Source organism: Nocardia bovistercoris, from assembly GCF_015674855.1.
GTDB classification, from domain to species: Bacteria; Actinomycetota; Actinomycetes; order Mycobacteriales; family Mycobacteriaceae; genus Nocardia; species Nocardia bovistercoris.
In genome coordinates, this window is record NZ_JADMLG010000016.1 from 34179 (window position 1) to 54517 (window position 20339).

17 protein-coding genes are annotated in these 20339 nt (G+C 69.7%); 9 read left to right on the forward strand and 8 right to left on the reverse strand.

Annotated elements, in window-relative coordinates; genetic code table 11:
• Positions 1-7 precede the first annotated feature (7 nt).
• Complete coding sequence (locus tag IT779_RS30170; protein ID WP_196152863.1) at positions 8-445, reverse strand: MarR family winged helix-turn-helix transcriptional regulator; 438 nt, start codon at positions 443-445, stop codon at positions 8-10.
• A 62-nt stretch (positions 446-507) separates the two neighbouring features.
• Between IT779_RS30170 and IT779_RS30175 the strand changes: the two genes are divergently transcribed.
• A complete protein-coding gene (locus tag IT779_RS30175) occupies positions 508-747 on the forward strand; it encodes a DUF2530 domain-containing protein (protein ID WP_196152864.1) in 240 nt (79 codons plus the stop codon).
• A 28-nt stretch (positions 748-775) separates the two neighbouring features.
• On the opposite strand, the gene IT779_RS30180 is transcribed toward IT779_RS30175, so the two are convergent.
• Entirely contained in the window at positions 776-2815 is a 2040-nt protein-coding gene (locus IT779_RS30180; protein ID WP_196152865.1) for a neutral/alkaline ceramidase, read from the reverse strand.
• A gap of 112 nt (positions 2816-2927) precedes the next feature.
• On the opposite strand from IT779_RS30180, the gene IT779_RS30185 reads away from it, so the two are divergent.
• Positions 2928-3572, forward strand: coding sequence for a TetR/AcrR family transcriptional regulator (locus tag IT779_RS30185; protein WP_332839037.1), 645 nt, complete (start codon positions 2928-2930; stop codon positions 3570-3572).
• Here the strand turns inward: IT779_RS30185 and IT779_RS38210 are convergent.
• Together IT779_RS38210 and IT779_RS30195 are read right to left on the reverse strand one after the other, a co-directional pair.
• Positions 3569-6784 carry a sacsin N-terminal ATP-binding-like domain-containing protein gene (locus IT779_RS38210; RefSeq protein ID WP_232542264.1) on the reverse strand — a complete coding sequence of 1072 codons (3216 nt, stop codon included), beginning with the start codon at positions 6782-6784 and terminating at the stop codon, positions 3569-3571. The two genes, IT779_RS30185 and IT779_RS38210, sit on opposite strands and share 4 nt — an antisense overlap.
• A complete protein-coding gene (locus IT779_RS30195) occupies positions 6781-8733 on the reverse strand; it encodes a DUF3027 domain-containing protein (RefSeq protein ID WP_196152866.1) in 1953 nt (650 codons plus the stop codon). Before IT779_RS30195 ends, IT779_RS38210 begins: the two co-directional genes overlap by 4 nt.
• Positions 8734-8750: 17 nt before the next feature.
• On the opposite strand from IT779_RS30195, the gene IT779_RS30200 reads away from it, so the two are divergent.
• From IT779_RS30200 to IT779_RS30210, 3 genes are all read left to right on the forward strand, one after another.
• On the forward strand, positions 8751-9524 hold the full coding sequence (locus IT779_RS30200) for a glutaminyl-peptide cyclotransferase (protein ID WP_196152867.1): 774 nt from the start codon (positions 8751-8753) through the stop codon (positions 9522-9524).
• 154 nt (positions 9525-9678) lie between these two features.
• Positions 9679-11517 carry an MFS transporter gene (locus IT779_RS30205; protein ID WP_196152868.1) on the forward strand — a complete coding sequence of 613 codons (1839 nt, stop codon included), beginning with the start codon at positions 9679-9681 and terminating at the stop codon, positions 11515-11517.
• A 39-nt stretch (positions 11518-11556) separates the two neighbouring features.
• A complete protein-coding gene (locus IT779_RS30210; RefSeq protein WP_196152869.1) occupies positions 11557-12138 on the forward strand; it encodes a DUF2771 domain-containing protein in 582 nt (193 codons plus the stop codon).
• A 33-nt stretch (positions 12139-12171) separates the two neighbouring features.
• Here IT779_RS30210 and IT779_RS30215 read toward each other — a convergent pair whose 3' ends face one another.
• A complete protein-coding gene (locus tag IT779_RS30215; RefSeq protein ID WP_196152954.1) occupies positions 12172-12597 on the reverse strand; it encodes a cold-shock protein in 426 nt (141 codons plus the stop codon).
• A gap of 199 nt (positions 12598-12796) precedes the next feature.
• Here IT779_RS30215 and IT779_RS30220 point away from each other — a divergent pair, with 199 nt between their 5' ends.
• Together IT779_RS30220 and IT779_RS30225 are read left to right on the forward strand one after the other, a co-directional pair.
• Positions 12797-13066, forward strand: coding sequence for a hypothetical protein (locus IT779_RS30220; RefSeq protein WP_196152963.1), 270 nt, complete (start codon positions 12797-12799; stop codon positions 13064-13066).
• A 378-nt stretch (positions 13067-13444) separates the two neighbouring features.
• Positions 13445-14068, forward strand: a complete 624-nt coding sequence (locus IT779_RS30225) for a resuscitation-promoting factor Rpf1 domain-containing protein (RefSeq protein ID WP_196152870.1) — start codon at positions 13445-13447, stop codon at positions 14066-14068.
• Positions 14069-14194: 126 nt separating this feature from the next.
• Here IT779_RS30225 and IT779_RS30230 read toward each other — a convergent pair whose 3' ends face one another.
• A complete protein-coding gene (locus IT779_RS30230) occupies positions 14195-14383 on the reverse strand; it encodes a hypothetical protein (RefSeq protein ID WP_196152871.1) in 189 nt (62 codons plus the stop codon).
• Between the two features lie 105 nt (positions 14384-14488).
• Between IT779_RS30230 and IT779_RS30235 the strand changes: the two genes are divergently transcribed.
• Positions 14489-16912 (forward strand): helicase-associated domain-containing protein, encoded by a 2424-nt coding sequence (locus IT779_RS30235; protein ID WP_232542255.1) that lies wholly within the window; start codon positions 14489-14491, stop codon positions 16910-16912.
• Between the two features lie 6 nt (positions 16913-16918).
• Here IT779_RS30235 and IT779_RS30240 read toward each other — a convergent pair whose 3' ends face one another.
• Positions 16919-17440, reverse strand: coding sequence for an LppU/SCO3897 family protein (locus tag IT779_RS30240; protein WP_196152872.1), 522 nt, complete (start codon positions 17438-17440; stop codon positions 16919-16921).
• A gap of 292 nt (positions 17441-17732) precedes the next feature.
• Here IT779_RS30240 and IT779_RS30245 point away from each other — a divergent pair, with 292 nt between their 5' ends.
• Positions 17733-18917 (forward strand): hypothetical protein, encoded by a 1185-nt coding sequence (locus IT779_RS30245; protein ID WP_196152873.1) that lies wholly within the window; start codon positions 17733-17735, stop codon positions 18915-18917.
• Here the strand turns inward: IT779_RS30245 and IT779_RS30250 are convergent.
• Positions 18914-20335 (reverse strand): M1 family metallopeptidase, encoded by a 1422-nt coding sequence (locus IT779_RS30250; protein ID WP_332839038.1) that lies wholly within the window; start codon positions 20333-20335, stop codon positions 18914-18916. The genes IT779_RS30245 and IT779_RS30250 overlap by 4 nt on opposite strands.
• Positions 20336-20339 lie beyond the last annotated feature (4 nt).

Consider the following 20339-nt stretch of genomic DNA (forward strand, 5'->3'; position numbering starts at 1 on the left):
GATTCGGCTATTCCGACTCGGCGACGATCTGTTTCATGATGGCGACCGCGCGGGTGAGCACGACGAGCTGATCCTCGGGCAGGGTGGAGAGCTGTTCGGTCATCCACGCCTCGCGCGCGCTCACCTCGTCGGCGAGCAGCGCGCGGCCCTGGGACGAGAGCGAGACGATGATCTGGCGTCCGTCGGTCGGATGCGGTTTGCGCTCGACGAGTTGCAGATCCGTGAGCGAGGCGATGACCCGCGTCATCGACGGTGGCTGTACCCGTTCCTTCGCGGCGAGCGCGCCCGGTGTCATCGCGCCCTCCCGGTTCAGGGTGGCGAGCGCGGACAGCTGGGTCAACGATATCTGCGCGTCGGCGCGTCGTCCCCGCAGGTGTCGGGTCAGCCGAACCACCGCCAGCGAGAGTTCACCGGCGAGCGCTCGAACATCCGATGGCGTTGTCACAGAGCGAAACGATACGTGACCGTCGCGGAGGTCATGCGCGTTCCCGCCGCTAGGCTGGCAGCGTGACCCCGAATGTCCCGCGGATTCCGCCGCGCCTGACCGATCCGCGCCCGGTACTCGCGGTCGGCAGCGCGCTGTGGGCCCTGGCCACGATCGTGGTGTGGGCGAGCGGTGATCGCTGGGAGTCGGCCCTGCCGGTGTGCCTGATGGGCTTGGCCGTCGGCCTGCTCGGCACGGTGATCTTCCTCGTCCAGCGGCGCGGTGCGCGCCGCGGCGACAAGGGCGCGCAGACCGGTCTTTGATCCGGAATACGCTCGGCTCCGAATCCGCTCAGCCGATCGTGAATTCGTCGCTGGTTCCGGTGAAGGGGTGTAGCGCGCCGTCGGCGCCGAGGCTGTCGGCGAAGTGCACGAAGCGGTGGACGCCCGCGGTGTCGGCGGGGATGTCCCAGGTGAAACCCGCGACCGAGACGGCGGGACCGCGCCTGCTCCAGTGGTAGCGCACCGCCCACTCCCCCTCGTTCGCTACGCGCTGCCAGGCGCCGGAAGCGGTGCGGCGTTGGACTTCGAGGAAGGTGCCGTTGCGGCGCGGGTTGTGTTTCGGGTGGGCCGAGACGAATTCGACCGTCGCGGTGGCGCCCGCGGTGTAGGACGGGGCCGGTTGGGTGAGAACGTCACCGAAGGCGCGGCCGGGCGGGGTGGCGTCGGGGCCGGGCGGTGCCACGAAATTCGGTTGCAGGTGGGAGATGTCGCGCGGCGCGGGTCCGCGAGCGACGGTCTGTCGCGCGGCGAAGGCGGTGGCGAGGCGGGTGAATTCCTGGAGGAAGGCGGGCAGTGTATAGCGGCCGTACAGGGTCGAGCCGCCCTCGTACTGCTGCGCGTCGTATTCCTCGGGGGTGGTGACGTATTCGTGGTAGGCGTTGGCGTAGCCCTGCATCAGCACCTGCGCCACGTCGACGCCGAGCGCCGCCGCTACCGCGCGGCGCACCCGCAGCCCGGACACGATGGTGAACTCGCCGCCCGCGCCCGCGAGATACAACTCGCCGATGCGCACGATCTGGATGGGCACCACATTCGGCACCCACGGATACGGCGGCAGCAGTCCCAGCGGCGCGACGATCGCCTTGGGGGCCTGCGCGTCGGCGAGCCAGGCGGGCGCGGGCGCGGTGGGATCGCCTAGGGCGTCGAGGAACGGATTGCGCACCCCTTCGGGGATGGGCAGGCCCGGCAAGCCGGGTCCGTCCTCGACGCTGCCCGCGATGAGCGCGACACCGGCGGCGGCGGGTGCGGTGTGCCTCGGCTGACCGTCGGGGGTGAAGCGGCCGTCCACCGCGATATCGGCGAGGTCGATGTAGCACAGCAGCGCGTCGACCGGCCCCTGTATCGGCCGCGCTTGCGCCAGTGCGGATTTCGCCGCGCCGTATTGGCGTTCGCCGATGATGCGGGTGTTCTCGAATTCGTCCTCGGTTGGTCCCGAGGTGGGGCGCAGATTCAGATTCGGGGACATATCGCCCGCATTGGTCTGGGCGAATGCGGAGATGAATTCCGGTGTGCCGTCCAGATATCGCACGCCGTGCTCGCCGTGCTCGTGCGCGAACGACGCATATCCTTTGTTGTCCGAACTTATCAACCTGTTCGAGTTGCTCATCGAGGTGTTGTGGGTGGCATACCAGGTGATGGCGCCGACCTGCTTGCCGCCCTTGCTGATCGAGAGCGCGGTCACCGCGGGATCAATCGCATTCGGGAAGTGCCGTTTGTCGTCTTCGGGATTGCGATCGAATGCGACGCGAGAACGATTCACACTCGCGTCGTGCAATTCGGCGCGCCCGAGCGCGAGACTCGCCGGACCGAGATCGGCGTGCGCGGCCTCGATCGCCTCGACGATGCCGGACACCTCGGCGTCGTAGACCTGTTGTTGGAAGCCGAGAATCGAGAGGTTGTAGGCGTAGTCGTGACTCGAGCCGCCGCAAGTCGCGTGCGAATGCGTGGAGGTGAGCATGACGTTCTGTTCGGTGTAGAGGTCGCCGAATCGGCGCGCGAGCTCGACCATGACGCCGCGGTGCACCGACTGGAAGATCATGCCGTTCTCGGCGACCACGTAGACGACGCGCCGACCGTCCGCCGCGATCACGAAAGCGCGGGCGCGCGGGCGCAGGTGGATACCGGCGGTGTCCTGCCCGAGCTGCGAGTACCCCATCATTCCGCATTCGGCGGCGGGGCCGGTCAGATCCGAGATACCGAGCCCGATCTCGTAATCCGCGCGGGGCGCGGCACTCGCGAACGGCACGGCGCCGGGCAGCGCGGTCGCGGCGGCCAGTGCGGCCGATCCCGCCGCGCCGCCCGCCAGAACGGTTCTGCGTGACACAGACATACGCGTCTCCTTCGTCCGGATGGCAGCGAACCACACAACTGGACACACGTCCAGTCAAAGTTTTTCATCCCGCGAATTGACTGCGCGCGCGCCGGGCGCTTAACTCGCTGAGGTGTCCTCCCGATTGAGCGTCGAAGAACGACGGGCCCACCTTATCGAGGCGGCTATCGGCCTAGCCGAGAAAAAGGGTGTCGCCGGCGTGACCACACGCGATGTGGCTCAGGCGGCAGGGGTCTCGCTCGGTGTGGTGCATTACTGTTTCGAAAATAAGGATGCGCTCATGACCGAGTTGGTCAAAGCGCTCGCGATGGAATTACGCGATTCCGTCGACGCGAATGAAACCGTATGGCAGGACGCCGGAACCGGAAAAGAAGCGCTACAAAAATTGGTACGAACCGGCCTCGGACTCATGTGGCTCAACATCGAAGCCACACCCGAACGCCAACTGCTCACCTACGAAACCACCACCTACGCGCTGCGCGAAGGCGAACAGACCCCGGCGAAACTCGCGATCGCAAGGGAGCAGTACACCTTCAACGACTCCACCGTCGCCGACATCCTCGACCACGCGCGTGACGCCACCGCCACCCGCTGGTCGGTGCCCGTGCAGACGCTGAGCCGCTTCACCCTCAACGTCATCGACGGCATCGTGCTGCGCTGGCTCGTCGACAACGACAGCGACGCCGTGCGCGAACAACTCGACCTGCTCAGCGAAATGCTCGCCACCCACTCCTCGACGGTGGAGCGGGCGAACTAGATCGGGTAACCGGCGGGCAGCGCCGGGCGGTCGTCGGCAACCTCGACCGCCCGCGGCGCGCCGATATGGGTCGTCGCGCCGACCCGCCACCACGGCACCGTGACCGTCGCCGACACCGCGCCGCTCAACCGCACCCGCAGATCCTCGTGCACCACCAGATCACCGTCCTGCGCGGGCAACCCGAACAGGCGCGTGAATACGACACCGAGCGGTTCGGCCGACCACGAAGTCGCGCGACCCGCGCCCAGCACCTCCGCCGAGATCGCGTCCGAGACCAGCGGCAGATCTAGTAGGCGCGCGAGCGCGGCGGCGGTATCGGCATCGCCGAGCACCAGGCGATCCGACGGCGCGACCAGACCGAACCACGGCAGGTCGAGCACCATCGCCGCCTCGGGATCCACCGCCGCGCCCGACAGCGCGCGCACCCGCTCGGGCAGATCCAGATCGGTCGGATCGATCCGACCGTCGTCGACCGCGCGCGCCAGCAGCGCGTGCACCCGCGAAACCACCTCGGGCTCAGGGGTATTCGACTCGTCGGCGAGCGCGTCGAGCAGGGCGGCGACCAGGTCGACGGACATGGCGTCGGGATTCACGAAAACCGAACGCAGACCGTCGAGATCGGCTTGCTCGAAACCGCCGAACGTGAACTCCGGTAGCAGACCGGCGAATTCGGAATCGGCCGGATGCCGGTACAGGCCGAGTCTGGTGCCGCGCACGCGGGCGTGGCGGCGCAACCACCACGCGGTGTAGCCGTCCGGGTCGGTCAGCAGGCGGCGGGTCGCCGGTTCGGACACCAACTGCAGAAGGGCGTCCGGCCAGGCGATCTCGTCGACCAGGTCGAGGTCACGCACCGCGACCAGTTCACGAGGCTCCTCGGCGAGACCGTCCCACCAGGTCTCCTCGTCGTCCAGATCGTGATCGGGACCGGTCGGATCGACCTCGCTCACCACGCCGAAATCCCAGCCGACACCGATGGCGCGCAACGCTTGCGCACCGTATTCGGCCACCACATCGGCGGCCAGCGTGCCCAGCGGCGTGTCCGAGACCAGCAGCGGATACAGCGGCGCGTCCGGCAGCAGCAGTTCGTCGGCGGGACGGAGTTCACCCTCGGTATCGGGCAACTCCAACTGCCCCAACCACTCCGGCAGCAGTCGCGGCTCCGCCGAAGCCGCCAACCGCAGCACCGCGTCCGCGATATCGGGATCGTCGGGATGCTCCTCGAGTTCGGCGCGCAACGCGGGATCGCTCAGCAGATCCTCCGGCGTCGCCGTGCGCGCACCGAGCCGCGCCAACAAAGGATGCGCCGCCTCGGGATGCACCAACCGCGCCCACGGCACCCCCACGGCCAGTTCGAGCCCCTCGCCGAGCACCACGGTGCGCGGACCCGTGACCACCCTGCCGTCGGTCAACGGAACTGCGAGCGCGCCCAGTTCCTCGGCCGCCAACGGATCGGCCACGAACGGCTCCAACGCCTCGTACAGCCCGTACCACCACCGCGGCGCCCGCTCCAACCCACCCGAAAGCTCCGCAAGCCGCGCCAACCCCAACCGATGCACATCCAGCGCCGCCAACGCCTCGCCTGCCCCCGGGCGCGAAAGTTCCGGCACCACGAGCGGACCGATCACATCGGCCAACAACTCCGCCAGATCCGCACCCAGCCCGATCAACACACTCGCGCGAGTCGGTATCGCCGTCGGATCGGGATCCGCCGCCAACGGATTCGAGGTGACCACGGCGGCGTCCGAGCCGAGCACCGTCAGCTCCAGGTCGTCGACCGCCGAGTTCGAGACGGTCGCGGCCCATTCGGAGCCGATCGCCACCGACTCAGGACCGGTCTCGGCCGTGTCAGGGCCGCGCACCACTGACTCAGGCGCGGTCGCCGCCGAATTCGAGCCGAACGTCATCGAGTCCGAGTCGGTCGCGTCGACGGGGGTTGCCATGGGGTCAGAAGCGAAAGCCGCGCCGGTCGAGTCCGGGTCGCCGGTAGTCGCTGTCCGGGACGACGCGGACGCTGTCGAGGGCGAAGGAGATTGCGGTTCGAGGGTGAACGGGTCGGCGTCGAGGACGGGTGGTGTGGTCGGGGGTGGGAGGACCGGGAGCCAGGGGTGAGTGCGTAGGTCTCGGAGGACGGCTTCGCGCAGGGCCGCGTCGGTCTCGCCGCGGGCGAATCCGGGAGTGGGGACCAGGACGAGGCGGTCGCGGCGGGGTAGGGCGCGGGCGAAATCGGAGTAGCCCGTTGCCAATTCGGACAGGCGCGCGCCGGGGAGGAGGCGGCGGCGGTCCGGCTGCATGGGGATATCGGCGATCAGCAGGGCCGGGAGGGACAGTTCCTCGTCGGAGCGGGTCGGGGCGCGCAGGACGTCGTTCGCCGCCGGGAACGGCCTGCCCTCGCGCACCGGGACCAGCCAGCGGGCGCGGGCGGTACGGAACTGCCACCAGGTTCTCGACTCGTCGCCTGGGCCGGTGACGCGCAGTTCCTGGAGTCCGTTCGCCAGGTCGGCCGCGGTGCTCGTTATCTCGTCGTCGCCGATCCTGATGGCGCGCAACGCCGGGAGTTCGATCAGCAGGTCGGCGGCTTCCGCACGCATGGACTCCAGCAGCGCGTCGGCGTCGATATCCTCGCGCAGGCGCAGCACGATCTCGGTGTCCGAACCGGGCGCGGGACCGTCGGCGACCGGCCACGCCAAACGCAGGACCGGCGCGGCGAATTCGCGCACGGCCCGCTTGGACCGGCCCGGAATCTTGATCTCGTTGTCGTCCAGCGCCGCTCGGGTCCACTCGCGGGAGAAGCGCAACGAACCGGTGGTGGAGCGGATCTCGATATCGTCGCTCACCGAAAGCACGGCGGTGAAGCCGACACCGAACCGGCCGACCCTGTCGACGGCGACATCCACGGCTTCCGGATCGACCTTGTCCGATGCGCGCAACGCCGTCAGCGCGTGCACACCGTCCACCCCGAGCGGCACACCGGTATTGGCGATACTCAGGACCCGCCCGCGCAGCTCGACCGTGAGCCGCCCCGGCACCCCCGCCTCGACGGCGGCGTCGGCGGCGTTCTGCGCGAGTTCGGTGAGCAGCCGGTCACGATAGCCCGCCCGCACCAGATCCGCTTCGGTCGCGGCGTCCTCCCGCAGCCTCGTCGGCGAATCACGCCAGGCCACGAGGACGGCCGAACGCAGCGCCGCCGTCCCGAACGGATCGTCCACAGTCAGTTCCGCGGCGATGACCAGAACCCCGAGCCCGACTCGGAACCATCCTCGGTCCCGGCGCCCACCGCGGAGTTCGTCCCGACGCCCTCGGCAATCGGCGCGGCCTCCTGAGCACTCACGGCCCCGGACGCGGCGTCAACGCTCGACGCGGCATCCACAAGCTCCGTCCCGCCCACACTCTCATGCGCGGCTTCAGAACTCGGCGCGGTATCCGCGGCCTCCGCCCCGCCTACAGCTTCCGGCCCGGCCTCGGTGGTCTGCGCGGCATCTACGACCTCCGCTCCGCCCACGGCTCCCGGCGCGGTTTCGGCGCTCAGCACATCGGCCGGTCCGACCCACCCGAGGCCGGCTGCCGCCGTGGCGGTCTCATTCTCGGCGGAGTGGGACTCGGTGCTGGATCCGCCCTCCGTCGCAACAGACTCGACAGGAAGGACCACCGCGTCCACGACGGGGGCGAGGACGCCCTCCGACGTGGGATCGGCATCGAAGTCGGCGGCGGTGAGGTAGCCGGCGGCCAGGTCGGCGGGGTTGATATCCGCGGCGATGGCAGGTTCGATCGGCGCGATACCCGCGGCGGCCAAACCGAATTCGCCCACAGGATCGCCCTCGCGCTCCCCGCCCTTTTCCGACGCGGCCGCATCCGAGGAGACCGCATCGGTGACAACCACATCAGCGGTGTCCGCATCGGTGGCGACTGCCTCGGCGGAAGCGGCATCCGCCGAGGCAGCACCGGCGGGTACCACGTCGGTCGGTGCCGTATCAGTGGAAATCCGATCGGTGGCAACCGCATCAGGAGCGGCGACATCGGTCGAAGTCGCGCCGGCGAGATCCGCATCGGCGCGGACCGCATCGGGAACGGCTTCGGCGGAGACCGCATCTGCCGAAACCGTGTCGGCGGGCGCCGCGTCGGCGGAGGACACGCCTGCGGTGACCGCGTCGGCCGACTCGGCGTCCGCGGATGTCGCCTCGGCGGGAACCGAGCCCGTGCCGGTGGGAATCTTGTCTCCGGGGGTCGCGTCGTTCGCCGCGGTCATCGCGCCCGGCGCACCCGAGTTCTCGGCGTCCGCGTTCGGTTGCGCGACCGTCTCGGACACCGCGTCGGCACCGGCACGCTCGGCTTCCGACCCGGCGGACCCGTTCGCTTCGGCGACGGATTCCGCCGCCGTCGACGCCTCGGGTTCGACGGAGTCCGCTTCCGGCCGCACTGTCTCGTGCGGGAACACGTCGTAGGCGGCGTCGTCGTACGCCTCGTACTGCGGTGAGCCGTTACCTGCCGGGGGTTCCACGTCGGAGTGCGCTCCGCAGCCGTATTCGGAGTGGACCACGCGACCGTCGGCGCCCATGGTGTTGCCGCAGACACCGAAGGCGGCGCGGAGGGAGCCCGCGAGCGGGAGGTAGAAGCCGCAGCGGCCGCAGGTGGACGGTGCGGCTTTGGCCATGTCGGTGTCGGGGCCGTATTCGGCGAACCAGCGTTCGGCGGCTTCCTCGCGACCTTCCAGCGACATGACCTTGGTGCGGCCGAGGCCGATGTCTACGGCGACCTCGTCTACGGCGGGGTCGCCGCAGACCGTGTGGCCGGGGACGAGGCGGGGGTCGCCGTGGGCTGGGGCGAGCAGGTCGCCCGGGGCGAGGTCGCCGGGGCGGACGCGCTGGTCCCACGGCACGAAGTCGGGGGCGACGAGGGCGTCGGGGCCGGGCAGCAGCGCCGATTCGCTGACCGTCGCGTGTTCGGCGCCGGGCGGGGCCGCCACCACGACCGCCCACTGCCAGCCGCGGTAACCGCGCAGCGTGGCCTCGAAACGGTGCGTCGCGGCACTGTCGTTCTCGGCGGTCACCCCGAGATGCACACCGACCGCCGCCGGCTCCAACTCCAGGAGCGCACGGCGGGCAACGTCCACGGCGTCGGCCAGGATCGGCCTGACACCGGGCTCCGAAACAGATACTGCGCTCACGGCCTACATTTTGCCGTATGGGACGCAATCGGCGTTCGTTGGCCGTCACACTCCTGGTCTGCGCGCTCGCAGCGGCCGGATGCGGCGGTTCCGACGAGCCAACTCCACAGCTGCGCGTCGAGGTGGTCGGCACGCGGCCGCACGACCCGAAAGCCTTCACCCAGGGCCTCGACGTGCTCTCGGACGTGCGCTACGAGGGCACCGGTCTTTCGGGTTCGTCGACCGTGCGCGCCTACGACCTCGACTCGGGCGCCGAGCTCGCGCGTGTCGAGGTGCCCGCGCCGTATTTCGGGGAGGGCGTGGCGCTGGCGGGTTCCATCCTGTGGCAGCTCACCTGGCAGAACAATGTCGCTTTCGCCAGGGACCCGAAGACACTCGAGGTGCGTGCGCAGGTCGGCTACGAGGGCGAGGGCTGGGGTTTGTGCGCGCGACCGCAGGGCCTGGTGATGAGCGACGGCTCCGACACCCTGACCTTCCGCGACCCGGTGACCTTCGCGCGCACCGGTTCGGTGACCCTGCGCGGCCGACGCGACGCGCACCTCAACGAACTCGACTGCGCACCGGACGGCTCGGTCTACGCCAACGACTACCCGAGCGACCGCATCCTGCGCGTCGACCCGGATTCCGGCGCGGTGCTCGGGGTGATCGACGCGTCGGGTCTGCTCACCCCGGTCGAGCGGGCGCGCACCGACGTGCTCAACGGCATCGCGCATCTGCCGGGCACCGACCGTTTCCTGGTGACCGGCAAGTACTGGCCGACCGTCTTCGAGGTGCGCTTCGTCCCGGTCTGATCTTGCCCGCATCCGATAGTGTTGGCGCGCAACACCGCATCGATGCGCACCGGATCGGCCCTCGTCACCGCACGCGGGCGCGGGACCGGACTTTCCCGGCACGCACCGCGACGGCCTGAAGACCGCCGATGGCGGATGGTCCAGAATTGTCTGTGTGACTACTCCCCGCGAACCCTCCGGTACCGCCCGTGGTCCGCGGGACGGCGAGGAGCCTCCGTTCGTCCGGCATCCCGGTTTCGACCGATATCCGCCGCCGAATCCGTCCCAGCGGCGCAGGCCGTTACCGCCGCTCGACCCGGATCACGGCAATCCCGACGCGATTCGCCGCCCGCCCGCCCGGCACGTCTTCCCCGGCAAACCCGATCCGCCGCGCCGGGAGCCGCCGCTTCCCGAACCGGCACGGCCCGAACAGGCACGGCCCGAACAGGCACGGCCCGAACAGGCGAGACGCCCGGATCGCACGCTGCCGCTGCCGCCGGATGAGGTCGAGCCGGTGGTCGCCGAGGCCGCGAAACAGCAGCGCGTGCCCCGCAAACTGACGGTAACCCGGGTCGCCGCGATGCGGGGCCGTGAACTCACCGAGAAGGGTTTCGCGACCTTCCAGCGCGCGGCGAAGGCCGACGGCGCCGACAAGTCCGGCTTGACCGCCCTCACCTACGCCACCATGGCGAATTTCGCGACCGACGCCGCGATCGCCGTCGCCTTGGCGAACACGCTGTTCTTCGCCAGCGCGACCGCCGAGAGCAAATCCAAGGTCGCGCTGTATCTGCTCATCACGATCGCGCCGTTCGCGGTGATCGCCCCGGTCATCGGCCCGCTGTTGGACCGTCTGCAGCGCGGCCGCCGACTCGCGCTCGCGGCCTCGTACGTGGTGCGCGTGGTGATCGCGGTGACGTTGATCTTCCAGATCGATTCGTGGGCGCTGTATCCGCTGGCGCTCGGCATGATGATCGGCAGCAAATCCTTCGCCGTGCTCAAGAGCGCGGTAACCCCGAGAGTGCTGCCACCGGAGATAGACCTGGTGCGCACCAATTCGCGGCTCACGGTGTTCGGCCTGGTCGGCGGCACCATCGGCGCGGGCGCGCTGGCCGCGCTCGCGGCCGCTATCGCGGGGTCGACGGGTGCGCTCGTGTTGGCCGCCTGCATCGCGGTGGCGGGCGCGTATCTGAGTTTGCGCATCCCGCGCTGGGTCGAGGTCACCGAGGGCGAGGTGCCGACGACATTGAGCTATCGCGGCGACGACGCCACCACCGAGATCCTGCGGGCGGGCGCCGAGTCCGCGGTGCCGCCGCGCAGGCGACGGCAGCCGTTGGGCCGCGCGGTGGTCACCGGTCTGTGGGGCAACAGCGCGATCCGGGTGCTGACCGGCTTCCTCACCTTCTACATCGCCTTCGTCGCGAAGGCCACCGGCGAGGGCGGCTGGGCGCAGGCCGCCATGCTCGGCGTGGTCGGCGCTTCGGCGGCGATCGGCAACTTCACGGGCAACGCCACCGGCGCGCGGCTGCCGCTCGGCAGGCCGCAGCTGATCGTGCTCGGCTGCACCACGGCGTGCACGCTGGTGGCGCTGTTCGCGGTGTTCACCGACAATCTGCTCGGCGCGGCGGTGGCCACGCTGGTCGCCTCGGGCGCGAGCGCACTGGCGAAGGTCTCCCTGGACGCCTCGATCCAGGACGATCTGCCGCCGGAGTCGATCGCCTCCGGATTCGGGCGCTCGGAAACCGTGCTCCAGCTCAGCTGGGTCGTCGGCGGCGCGGCGGGTGTGTTGTTGCCCACCGAGTACTGGAAGGGTTTCGCGGTCGTCACCGGACTGCTCGCCCTCGGACTCATCCAGACTTTCCTCAGTTACCGCGGCCATTCCCTGCTGCCCGGTCTCGGCGGTCATCGCCCGCTGCACGCCGAGCAGGAGGTGCCGACAGTCGAACAGGACGCGCCGGACGCCAAGACGCGCCGGTCACGTATTCAACGAGGGACGGGAGATCCCATCTGTGAGTGAGCGCAGCGAGCACGCGCCGAGCGCAGGCGAGGCGGGGTCGTGACCCGGACCCGCACGATCGTCGCGCTGGTGGCGGCGGGCCTGTCGGTGGTCGCGGCGGCGGTGGCCGGTCTGGTCGCGGTGAGCGTGCGCGACGCGCCGACGCACGCGCCGGAACTCACCGCCTACGCGCACGGCAAGACCGTCGATGTCGGGGCGTTCGCCTACTGCGCGGTCACCATGCGCGATTGCACGGTGCTGCCCGCGTCGGCCGCCGACGCGCAGAACACCGTCTTCGAGCAGTTGCCGTGCGCGGCGGACGCTTCGCAATGCCGTCATGGCGCCACCGTGCGCCTCGAGGTGCCGCCCGGATATCCGCTGCAACTGTCGCTGCCGAAGCGGGTCGCGCACGCGCCGTGGATCGCGCGCCTGGTGTATGTCACGCCGAACGACGAGCGGGTGGACGAGGTCGTGAGCCGCAACGACTATCCGGACGGCTCGTACGCGTTGACCATCGATTCGCGGCCAGCGCCAGAACTGCGGTTGATCGGCGTGGAACTCCAGTTGCCGATCCTGGCGCGCGACGAGACCGGCCGCGAGTTCTACGTTCCGCACGCGGCCTGGTCGATCAGCACCGTCTGATCCGGCGCGGGCCGCGCGGCCCGCGCCGAGCGCCTAGTGGTCGAGTTCGCGGGCGACCGCGCGTACCACTTCGGAGATGCGCTGCGTCAGTTTGCGATCCGGGTACTTGCCGCGACGCAGATCCGGCTGCACCTTCGTCTCGAGCAGCGTGATCATGTCCTCGACGAGGCCGTGCAGTTCGTCGGGCGACTTGCGCGGCTGCGTGGATTCCTTGCGCGCGGCGCCGCGTTCGCGTTCCTGGCCGCGCACCGAGGGCGGCGCCTCGAGCAGTTTGAGGCTGAGCGCCTGCGGGCCGCGGCGGCCGGCCGCCATGCCGAATTCGACGCGCTGCCCCGGCTTGAGACCTTCGATACCATCGGGCAGAGCTGACGAACGGACGTAGACGTCCTCCCCTTCATCCTGGGAAAGGAAGCCGAAGCCCTTTTCGACGTCGTACCACTTCACCCTGCCGGTCGGCACTGCGCTCACCCGTTCGTCATCGATGCACGGACCCCAATCGGCCCGAGCACATCCACCTGCTCGAACTGTCCGGGCGCGTAAGGCCGCGAACGTTCTTCAGCTTTCGTAAAGAACGCGCCCCACAAATCTGTAGGGCGCGATTTCGGTCGAGTCTACCCCGGTGCCGATTACCGAAGCACATCAGTTTTACGGTCGTCGGGTGACGAACCACGAACACGACCCCGTCAACGCCACGGACGCCACCCCGCCCGCCGCGGGCGGACCGCCGCGCCGGGCGAGCGGCCGGTTCCTCTACGTGGCGCTCGCGCTGTTCGGCATCGGACTGCTCGCGATCGTGGCCATCTTCCTCACATCGATCCTCAGCGATTCCGAGCCCGCGTTGTGGCTGTACCTGACGGCGATGCTGACCCCGCTCGGCTTCATCCTCGGCGTGTTCTACGCGCTGTGGTCCGGTCGCCGAGCACGATGAACGTTCAACAATTACCCGCGCCGGTCGTTATCCAATCAATATGTGATCCTCGTCACATAACCTGGCGGCAACCGGCAACCGGAGGGCCGCAACCGGACAGTTCGGACCCCATCTAGCTGGGCGAAGACGATTTCTTACACGATGTGACACCTTCGAGACCAGATCGCACACGCCGGTTACCAAATAGTGATTTTTCGAGCGGTTCGTCGTACCGTCTATGCAGCCGGGCAACCCCGGCGCCACCGGCCCGCCGCACCGAGCCTCACCCCGCGGGTACCGGACCCCGACTGGAATCAGGGGTGAGGGCGGGACGGACGACCTCTCAGTCCGAACCCGAGCGAGACTCTCGCAGGTGCGGACGAGAGGAAGACACCCGATATGAGTGGACGCCATCGCAAGCCGAGTTCCACCGGTCGCACCGTCGCCAAGGTCGCCGTCACCGGCGCCATGATCGGCACCGCAGGTGTGGCTCTCGCTGGAAACGCCGGCGCGGCACCCGACTCCGACTGGGATCGCCTCGCACAGTGCGAAGCGGGCGGCAACTGGGGCATCAACACCGGCAACGGTTTCCAGGGCGGCCTGCAGTTCTCGCCGAGCACCTGGAACGCCCACGGCGGTCAGGAATACGCCTCGAGCGCCAACCAGGCCAGCCGCGAAGAGCAGATCGTGGTCGCCGAGAAGGTGCTCGCCTCCCAGGGCTGGGGCGCTTGGCCCTCCTGCTCGTCCAAACTCGGCCTGAGCAGCGCGCCGTCGCAGCGTTCCGCGCCCGCCGCCGAGACCCCGCGCTGGAACCCGGGCCCGCAGGCCCAGACGCCCGCCGCCGACTCCAGCCAGGAAGTCTTCACCGCCGTCGACCGCGCCATCGCCGTCGTGCAGCAGCAGGGCGTGTACATCCCGCAGCAGGCGCTCGACTTCTTCAACGCCGCCAAGGCCAACGGGACCAAGCTCGACCCGAATCTCGTGAACTTCTACGAGGCGAACAAGGGCATGCTGCCCCAGTAACCTCCCGCGAACGAACAAGGCCCCCGCTTGCTAGGCGGGGGCCTTGTTTTGTCGATTCCGGGAGTCGCATCCGTTCCGGAGGCGCGGCCGTTGCACGGGCACGGCCGTTCCGGCGCCACGTTGGGATCAGCGGTTGATCACCGTGTGCGGATGCAGGTACGGCAGCTGCTCGGCCGGGAGCGGGAATTCGGTGTCCTCGCCGAAAGGCGAGAGATTCCCGGAGCGCGTCGAGGAGAGTTCGGTGACGGCATGGTCACCGTCGGCCAGTTCCGGCCACCCGTTGTCGACATACTGTTTCTTCGATTTGTTCGCCACGGCCTCATTGTGGCACGGGCCAGTTCCCGCTCGCGCGGGCGATACGCGCCACCGTTCGATTACGCTCGAAACCGGAAGGTGACACAACGAGGATCTCGGGAGCACATGGGTAACTCGTCGGGTCCGCCGAGTGCCGCGCCGGACACTCGGGCGATAGCGGAGAACTCCGGGCAACGGATGAGCGCCACCGCGCCCGAGACGCCGGTGCGGCAGCCGCGCGCGAGCGCGAAGCCGCAGGCGGGCGAAACGGCCACCTTGGCCGCATGGCTGGCCGCGCGCACCGACGCCCAGCTGGTGACCCTGCTGCACGTGCGCCCCGATCTGGCCGTGCCGCTGCCGTCCTCCATGACGGTGCTGGCCGCGCGGGCCCAGCAGCGCGCCTCGGTGCTGCGCGCCACCGACGACCTGGACACCCTCGAATTCGCCGTGGTGGAACTGCTGGTCGCGCACAGCGTCCGCCGCCCGGCGGGCGACGCCACGCCGCCGCACCGCAAGACCATCCAGGCCGCGGTGAAGGGCCGCGCGACCAAAGCCGCCCTCGACGCGGCCCTCGACCGGCTGAGCACGCGCGCACTGGTGTGGTTCGACGGCGACGCGGTGCACCTGGTGCCCGCCACCGCCGAGGCGCTGCCGTGGCCACTCGGCAGCACCACCGAACTGCCGGACGCGCTGACCGAAACCGAGGTCGACGCGGCCCTGTCGGAGATCTCCCCGGCCGAACGCGCGCTGCTGGACAAATTGGCCGCCACCGGTCCGCGCGGACGCAGCAAGGACGCCGCGCCGACCGCGCCGCCGGACCGGCCGATCCAGCGACTGCTCGCGCGGCGGCTGCTGCACCTCATCGATGAGGAGACCGTGGAACTGCCGGTCACGGTCGGCCAGATCCTGCGCGACGAACCGGTCACCCACCCGCACGCGCTGACCCCGCCGAAACCGCCGCAGCGCAAATACGCGGCGGCGGAGGTCAACGCCGTTGCCGCGGGCGAGGTGGGTGAGTTGCTCCGCCACAGCGACGGAGTGCTGGAGTCACTGGGCGCCGTGCCCGCACCGGCGCTACGGGCGGGCGGACTCGGCGTCCGTGAGCTGCGCCGGGTCGCCAAGCAGATCGGCGTGGAGGAACAGCGCGCGGGCCTGCTGGTCGAACTGCTCGCCGCCGCGAAACTCGTCGAGAAGGGCAGCCCCGACCTCGACGCCGACTCCGACGACGAGTTCTGGGCGCCCACTCCGGCCTCCGACGCCTGGCAGGCCGCCCCGCCCGCCCGGCGTTGGCTGGTGCTCGCGCGGGCCTGGCTGGAACTGGACCGGATGCCGTGGATGATCGGCATGCGCGACCCCAACGACAAACCGCTGGCCGCGCTCGCCATCGAACTGCGCAACCCGCACGCCGTGCGCGACCGCAGGGCGATCCTCGACCTGCTGGCCGAATACCCGACCGGCACCGCACTCGACGCGGGCGACGTCGCCAAACTGCTCGCGTGGCGACAACCGCGCAGGCGCAGGCATTTCCGCGCCGAAGCGGTCGGGCACGTGCTGCGCGAGGCGGGGGAACTCGGGCTGATCGGGCGCGGCGCGCTCGCCTCCCCGGCCCGCGCCCTGCTGCACGACGGGCCGACCAGCGCCGCCGACGCCGAAACCGCCATGGCCGCGGCGCTTCCGGAACCGGTGGACCACGTCCTGGTGCAGGCGGATCTCACCGTGATCGCGCCCGGCCCGCTCGTGCCCGAACTCCAGCAGCGGATCGCGCTGGTCGCCGATGTGGAATCCGCGGGCGCGGCCACCGTGTACCGGGTCGGCGAGACTTCGGTGCGGCGCGCGCTCGACGCGGGTCTGACCGCCGCGGAACTGCACGCGCTGTTCACGACCCACTCCCGTACCCCGGTCCCGCAGGCGCTGACCTATCTCATCGACGATGTCGCGAGGCGGCACGGCCAACTCCGCGCTGGAGTCGCGCAATCCTTCGTGCGCAGTGACGATCCCGCGCTGTTGGCGCAGGTGCTCGCCGCGCCGGTCGCGGGCGACCTGGCGCTGCGCGCGATCGCGCCGACGGTGGCGATCGCGCTCGCGCCGCTCGGCGAGGTGCTCGACGCGCTGCGCGGCGCCGGATTCGCGCCCGCGGGCGAGGACTCCTCGGGAGTGATCGTCGACCTGCGGCCGCACGGCGCGCGGATCGCGGCGCGGCCGTTGGCCCGTCAGCCGTATCGGCCGACGCCGCCGAGTACCGAACAACTGGAGTCGCTGGTCGCGGAGTTGCGTGCCGGTGACCGGGCGGCGGCGGCGCGTTCGGGTCGGTCGGTGCGCACCGACGGCACCCGCACGAGTACCGCCGCTACCCTGGCGCTACTGCAATTGGCGGCCAGGGCGCGGCGGCAGGTGAACATCGGATACGTCGATGCGCAGGGGGTCGCGTCACAGCGGGTGGTCGAACCGCTCGAGGTTGGCAACGGCCAACTGGACGCGCGCGACCCCGTCACCGGGGCGGTCCGGCATTTCACACTGCACAGGATCGCGTCGGTGGCCTTGCTCGAGTGAGTCGGGTCAGGGCTTGCCCGCGCAGTAGAGGGTTTTCGGGTCGGGGATCACGAAGAACTGATCGGAATCCGGGCCGCACAGCATTTCGTCGGTCTGGCCGTCGACGCGCTGCAGCACCTTGAAGGTGGCTTCGGTCGAGGTGCATTCCACCCACTTGTAGGGCGAGCTGCCGACGTCGTTGTAGCAGGAGTCCTGCTGGAAATTCGGCGCGAGGCACATGAACGTGGTTCCGCCGCTGGCCAGCGGCTCGGTGTAGCTGGTGTATTCCGACGCGCACGTGGAGGCGGTGTCGAAAACCTGGAAGACCTTGTAGACGCCCTTCGGCGAGGAGCAGTCGACCTGTTCACCCTTGGCGTCGGTCGCGGAGTTGTTCGTGAAGTTGATGCAGTCGCCGACCTTGGTCTTGGCGACATCGGACTTGGTCAGATCATCGACAGTCGAACAACCTGTGATCGCTGCCGTGGCAGCGGCCACCGCCAGGAGCGCGGGCACGATTCTCGCCCGCAAACTCACGCCTGGGTAATTCACGTGGAAAACCTCTCATACCGGAAAAATGTCACGTTTAGACGTGAACGCGGTGAGGATACCCGTAGGGCGCGGTGGCCGCATCAGTCCCGGCCGGTGAGGCGAAGCCTCAGAGCGTCAGACCGTACATCCCGAGCAGGGCGTAGCCGAGAATCCTGGGGACCACACCGGTCAGCAGCTGAAGTCCGAAACTGTTCACTCGCAATACCTTCCATAGAAACGCCCACATCGTGGACCTTTGCCCGTCTCACACACACTGTCGCGCGGAGGGGACCCGTCGTTACGCTTCGACAGTATGAACCTCGCGGAGGCCGCACGCGACCTGTACGGGCGCGACCCCGCCGAGTTCGTCGCGGCGCGCACCGCCATGGCGAACGCGGCCAGACACGCGGGCGACAAACACCTGGCCGCCGAGATAACCCGCCTGCGCAGACCCACCGTCACCGCGTGGACGGTCAACCTGCTCGCCCGCTCCGCACCCGAGGAGGTCGAGGCCCTGCTGCGCCTCGGCTCGGCTCTGCGCACCGCCCAGCGCGAACTGTCCGGCGAACGGCTGCGCACCCTCGGCGCCCAACGCCAGCAGGCCGTTACCGCACTGGCCAAACGCGCGAGCGAACTGGCTGCCGAAGCGGGCCGCCCCGTCAGCGCCACGATCCAGCGCGAGATCGGCCAGACCCTGTCCGCCGCCCTCGCCGACCCCGAAGTAGCCAACCGCATCGCCGAGGCCACCTTGGCGACAGCGGCCACCTACGAGGGCTTCGGCCCCCGAGAACCCGCACTGACCGCCGTACCCGCACTCGCATCCGACGCTGTCGACGACGCCGAATCAGTAGGCGCACATAGGGAATTCACGAATGCGCCCAAGGCCGCAGCCACAGCTTCCGGACACCCCGCGAAGCGGAGCTCCGAAGACGCCGCGGCCACGGACTCCGAGCGAATCGCGACAATCGGGGACGACCGCGCCACCCACGAGACCGGGCACTCGACGCCTGCCGACACCGAGTCGTCCACGACAACCGAGGCGGAACGTACCGGGGCAACCGGGGGCCGGCGCGCCGCCACGATCTCGACCGACCGTTCGGCGACGATGAGCGACGGCTCCACCGAGCCTGAACTCGCGGCGACCACAGCGCCGAAAAGCGCTCGCGAGCAGGCACAGCGGCAAACGCGCGAGGAGGCGCGGCGGCAAACGCGCGAGGAGGCGCGGCGGGAGCTCGAGCGGGCGCGGGGGGCCGTGGAATCGGCTGAGGGTGAGGCGGATTCCGCGCGGCGGGACGCGGAACTGGCGACCCGGCGGCTCGCGGAGATCGATGAGCGCCTGACCGAATTGCGGGCGGCACTCGAGCACGCCGAGCAGCAGCGGCAGTTCGCGCGTTCCGCCGAACGCGATGCGCGCGAACAGCTTCGGCAGGCGCGGCGGCGCGTCGAGCGGGCCGAGCGGCGGGAGCGGCGCGCCCGCGAGCAGGTGGACGGCGACTAGCCGCGCAGTGCACCGGGGAAGAGGTATTCCTCCGGCGGGACGGTTTCGGAGTCGAGCCAGGCGTGGAAGAAGCCGGTCAGGTCGGTGGTCGTCTTCTTCTGGACGAAGGCGCGCAGGTCCGCCATGGAGGCGTTGTCGTAGCTGTGCGCGGCGATGAATTCGCGGAGTGCGCCGAAGAATACGGCGTCACCGAGTTGGGCGCGCAGCGCGTGCAGGAACAGTGGTCCGCGGTAGTACACCGACGAGAATTCCTGTCCGGGGCCCGGATTCGCGAGCGGGATCAGCCAGAAGCGTTCGTTGTCACGCCGTTCGGCGATCGTCTCGCGATAGACGGCATCCACATCGACGCCTTCCATCCGTTCCGGCCACAGGTAGTCGGCGGTGTAGCTGGCGAAGCATTCGTTGAGGCAGATGTCCGGCCAGGCCCGTATCGATACCGAATCGCCCCACCACTGGTGCGCGATCTCGTGGACGACGGTCTGCAAGTCGGTCCACGGCGCGTAGATCGGCCTGGTCTGGGTCTCCAGGGAGAAGTCGATGTCGGCGTCGACGTAGATGCCGCCCGCCGCCTCGAACGGGTAGGGACCGTAGAGCGCCTCGGCGAAATCCAGGATTTCCGGTAGCCGCTCCTCGTCCTCCCGGTTGTGGGTGGCGGCGGGGGCGAACGCGCTGAGCAGTGGTGTGCCGTCGGCGCGGCGCTGCTCCAGGTATTCGAACCGGTCGATGGCGACGGTGGTCAGGTAGCCGAGCGACGGGCGGCGCGACTCCCAGCTGACCGTGCGGCGGTCACCGGCGACGGTGTCGGCGGTGCGAAGGCCGTTGGAGACCACGTCCCAGTCGGCGGGGACGGTGGCGTGCAGCGTGAACGTCGCCTTGTCCAGCGGCGTGTCGTTGAGTGGGTACCAGCTGGTCGCCGAATGCGGTTCACCAGCGACGAACGCGCCGCCGCTGTCGGCGTAGGTCCAGCCCTCGCCGGGACGGTTCTCCGCCACGCCCGCGTAGTCGACGGTCACCGTGAACGGCAGTCCGGGCAGCGGCGGAGCCAGCGGGGTCACGGTGAGTTCGTGTTCGCCGTTGCGGTCGAAGCCCGCGGGCAGGTTGTTGACCGAGACCATCGCGACCTCCGGCCCCGCGTAGTCGAGGTTGAACGCGCGCAACGCTTGCGTGGCGGTGGCGTCGATTCGGGTGCGGCCGCGCAGTTCGTGACTCGACGGGTCGTAGTCGATGCTGACGTCGTAGTGGCCGACGTCGTAGCCGCCGTTGCCGTCATCGGGATAGTAGGGGTCACCGAGTCCGGCGGCGCCGACGAAGGGGTCGGCGTGCGCGATCGCGGGTTGGGTCACGGCGGAGGCGACGGTCAGCGCGAGTATCGCGGCCAGACACGCACGCCCGGTGTTCCACAGCCCCGACAACCTCACTCGC

Excerpts from the sequence above, each read along its gene's own strand:
- IT779_RS30245 (WP_196152873.1), top strand. The coding sequence starts at position 17,733 with ATGAACCTCGCGGAGGCCGCACGCGACCTGTACGGGCGCGACCCCGCC.
- IT779_RS30180 (WP_196152865.1), bottom strand. The coding sequence starts at position 2,815 with ATGTCTGTGTCACGCAGAACCGTTCTGGCGGGCGGCGCGGCGGGATCG.
- IT779_RS30200 (WP_196152867.1), top strand. The coding sequence starts at position 8,751 with ATGGGACGCAATCGGCGTTCGTTGGCCGTCACACTCCTGGTCTGCGCG.
- IT779_RS30235 (WP_232542255.1), top strand. The coding sequence starts at position 14,489 with ATGGGTAACTCGTCGGGTCCGCCGAGTGCCGCGCCGGACACTCGGGCG.
- IT779_RS30225 (WP_196152870.1), top strand. The coding sequence starts at position 13,445 with ATGAGTGGACGCCATCGCAAGCCGAGTTCCACCGGTCGCACCGTCGCC.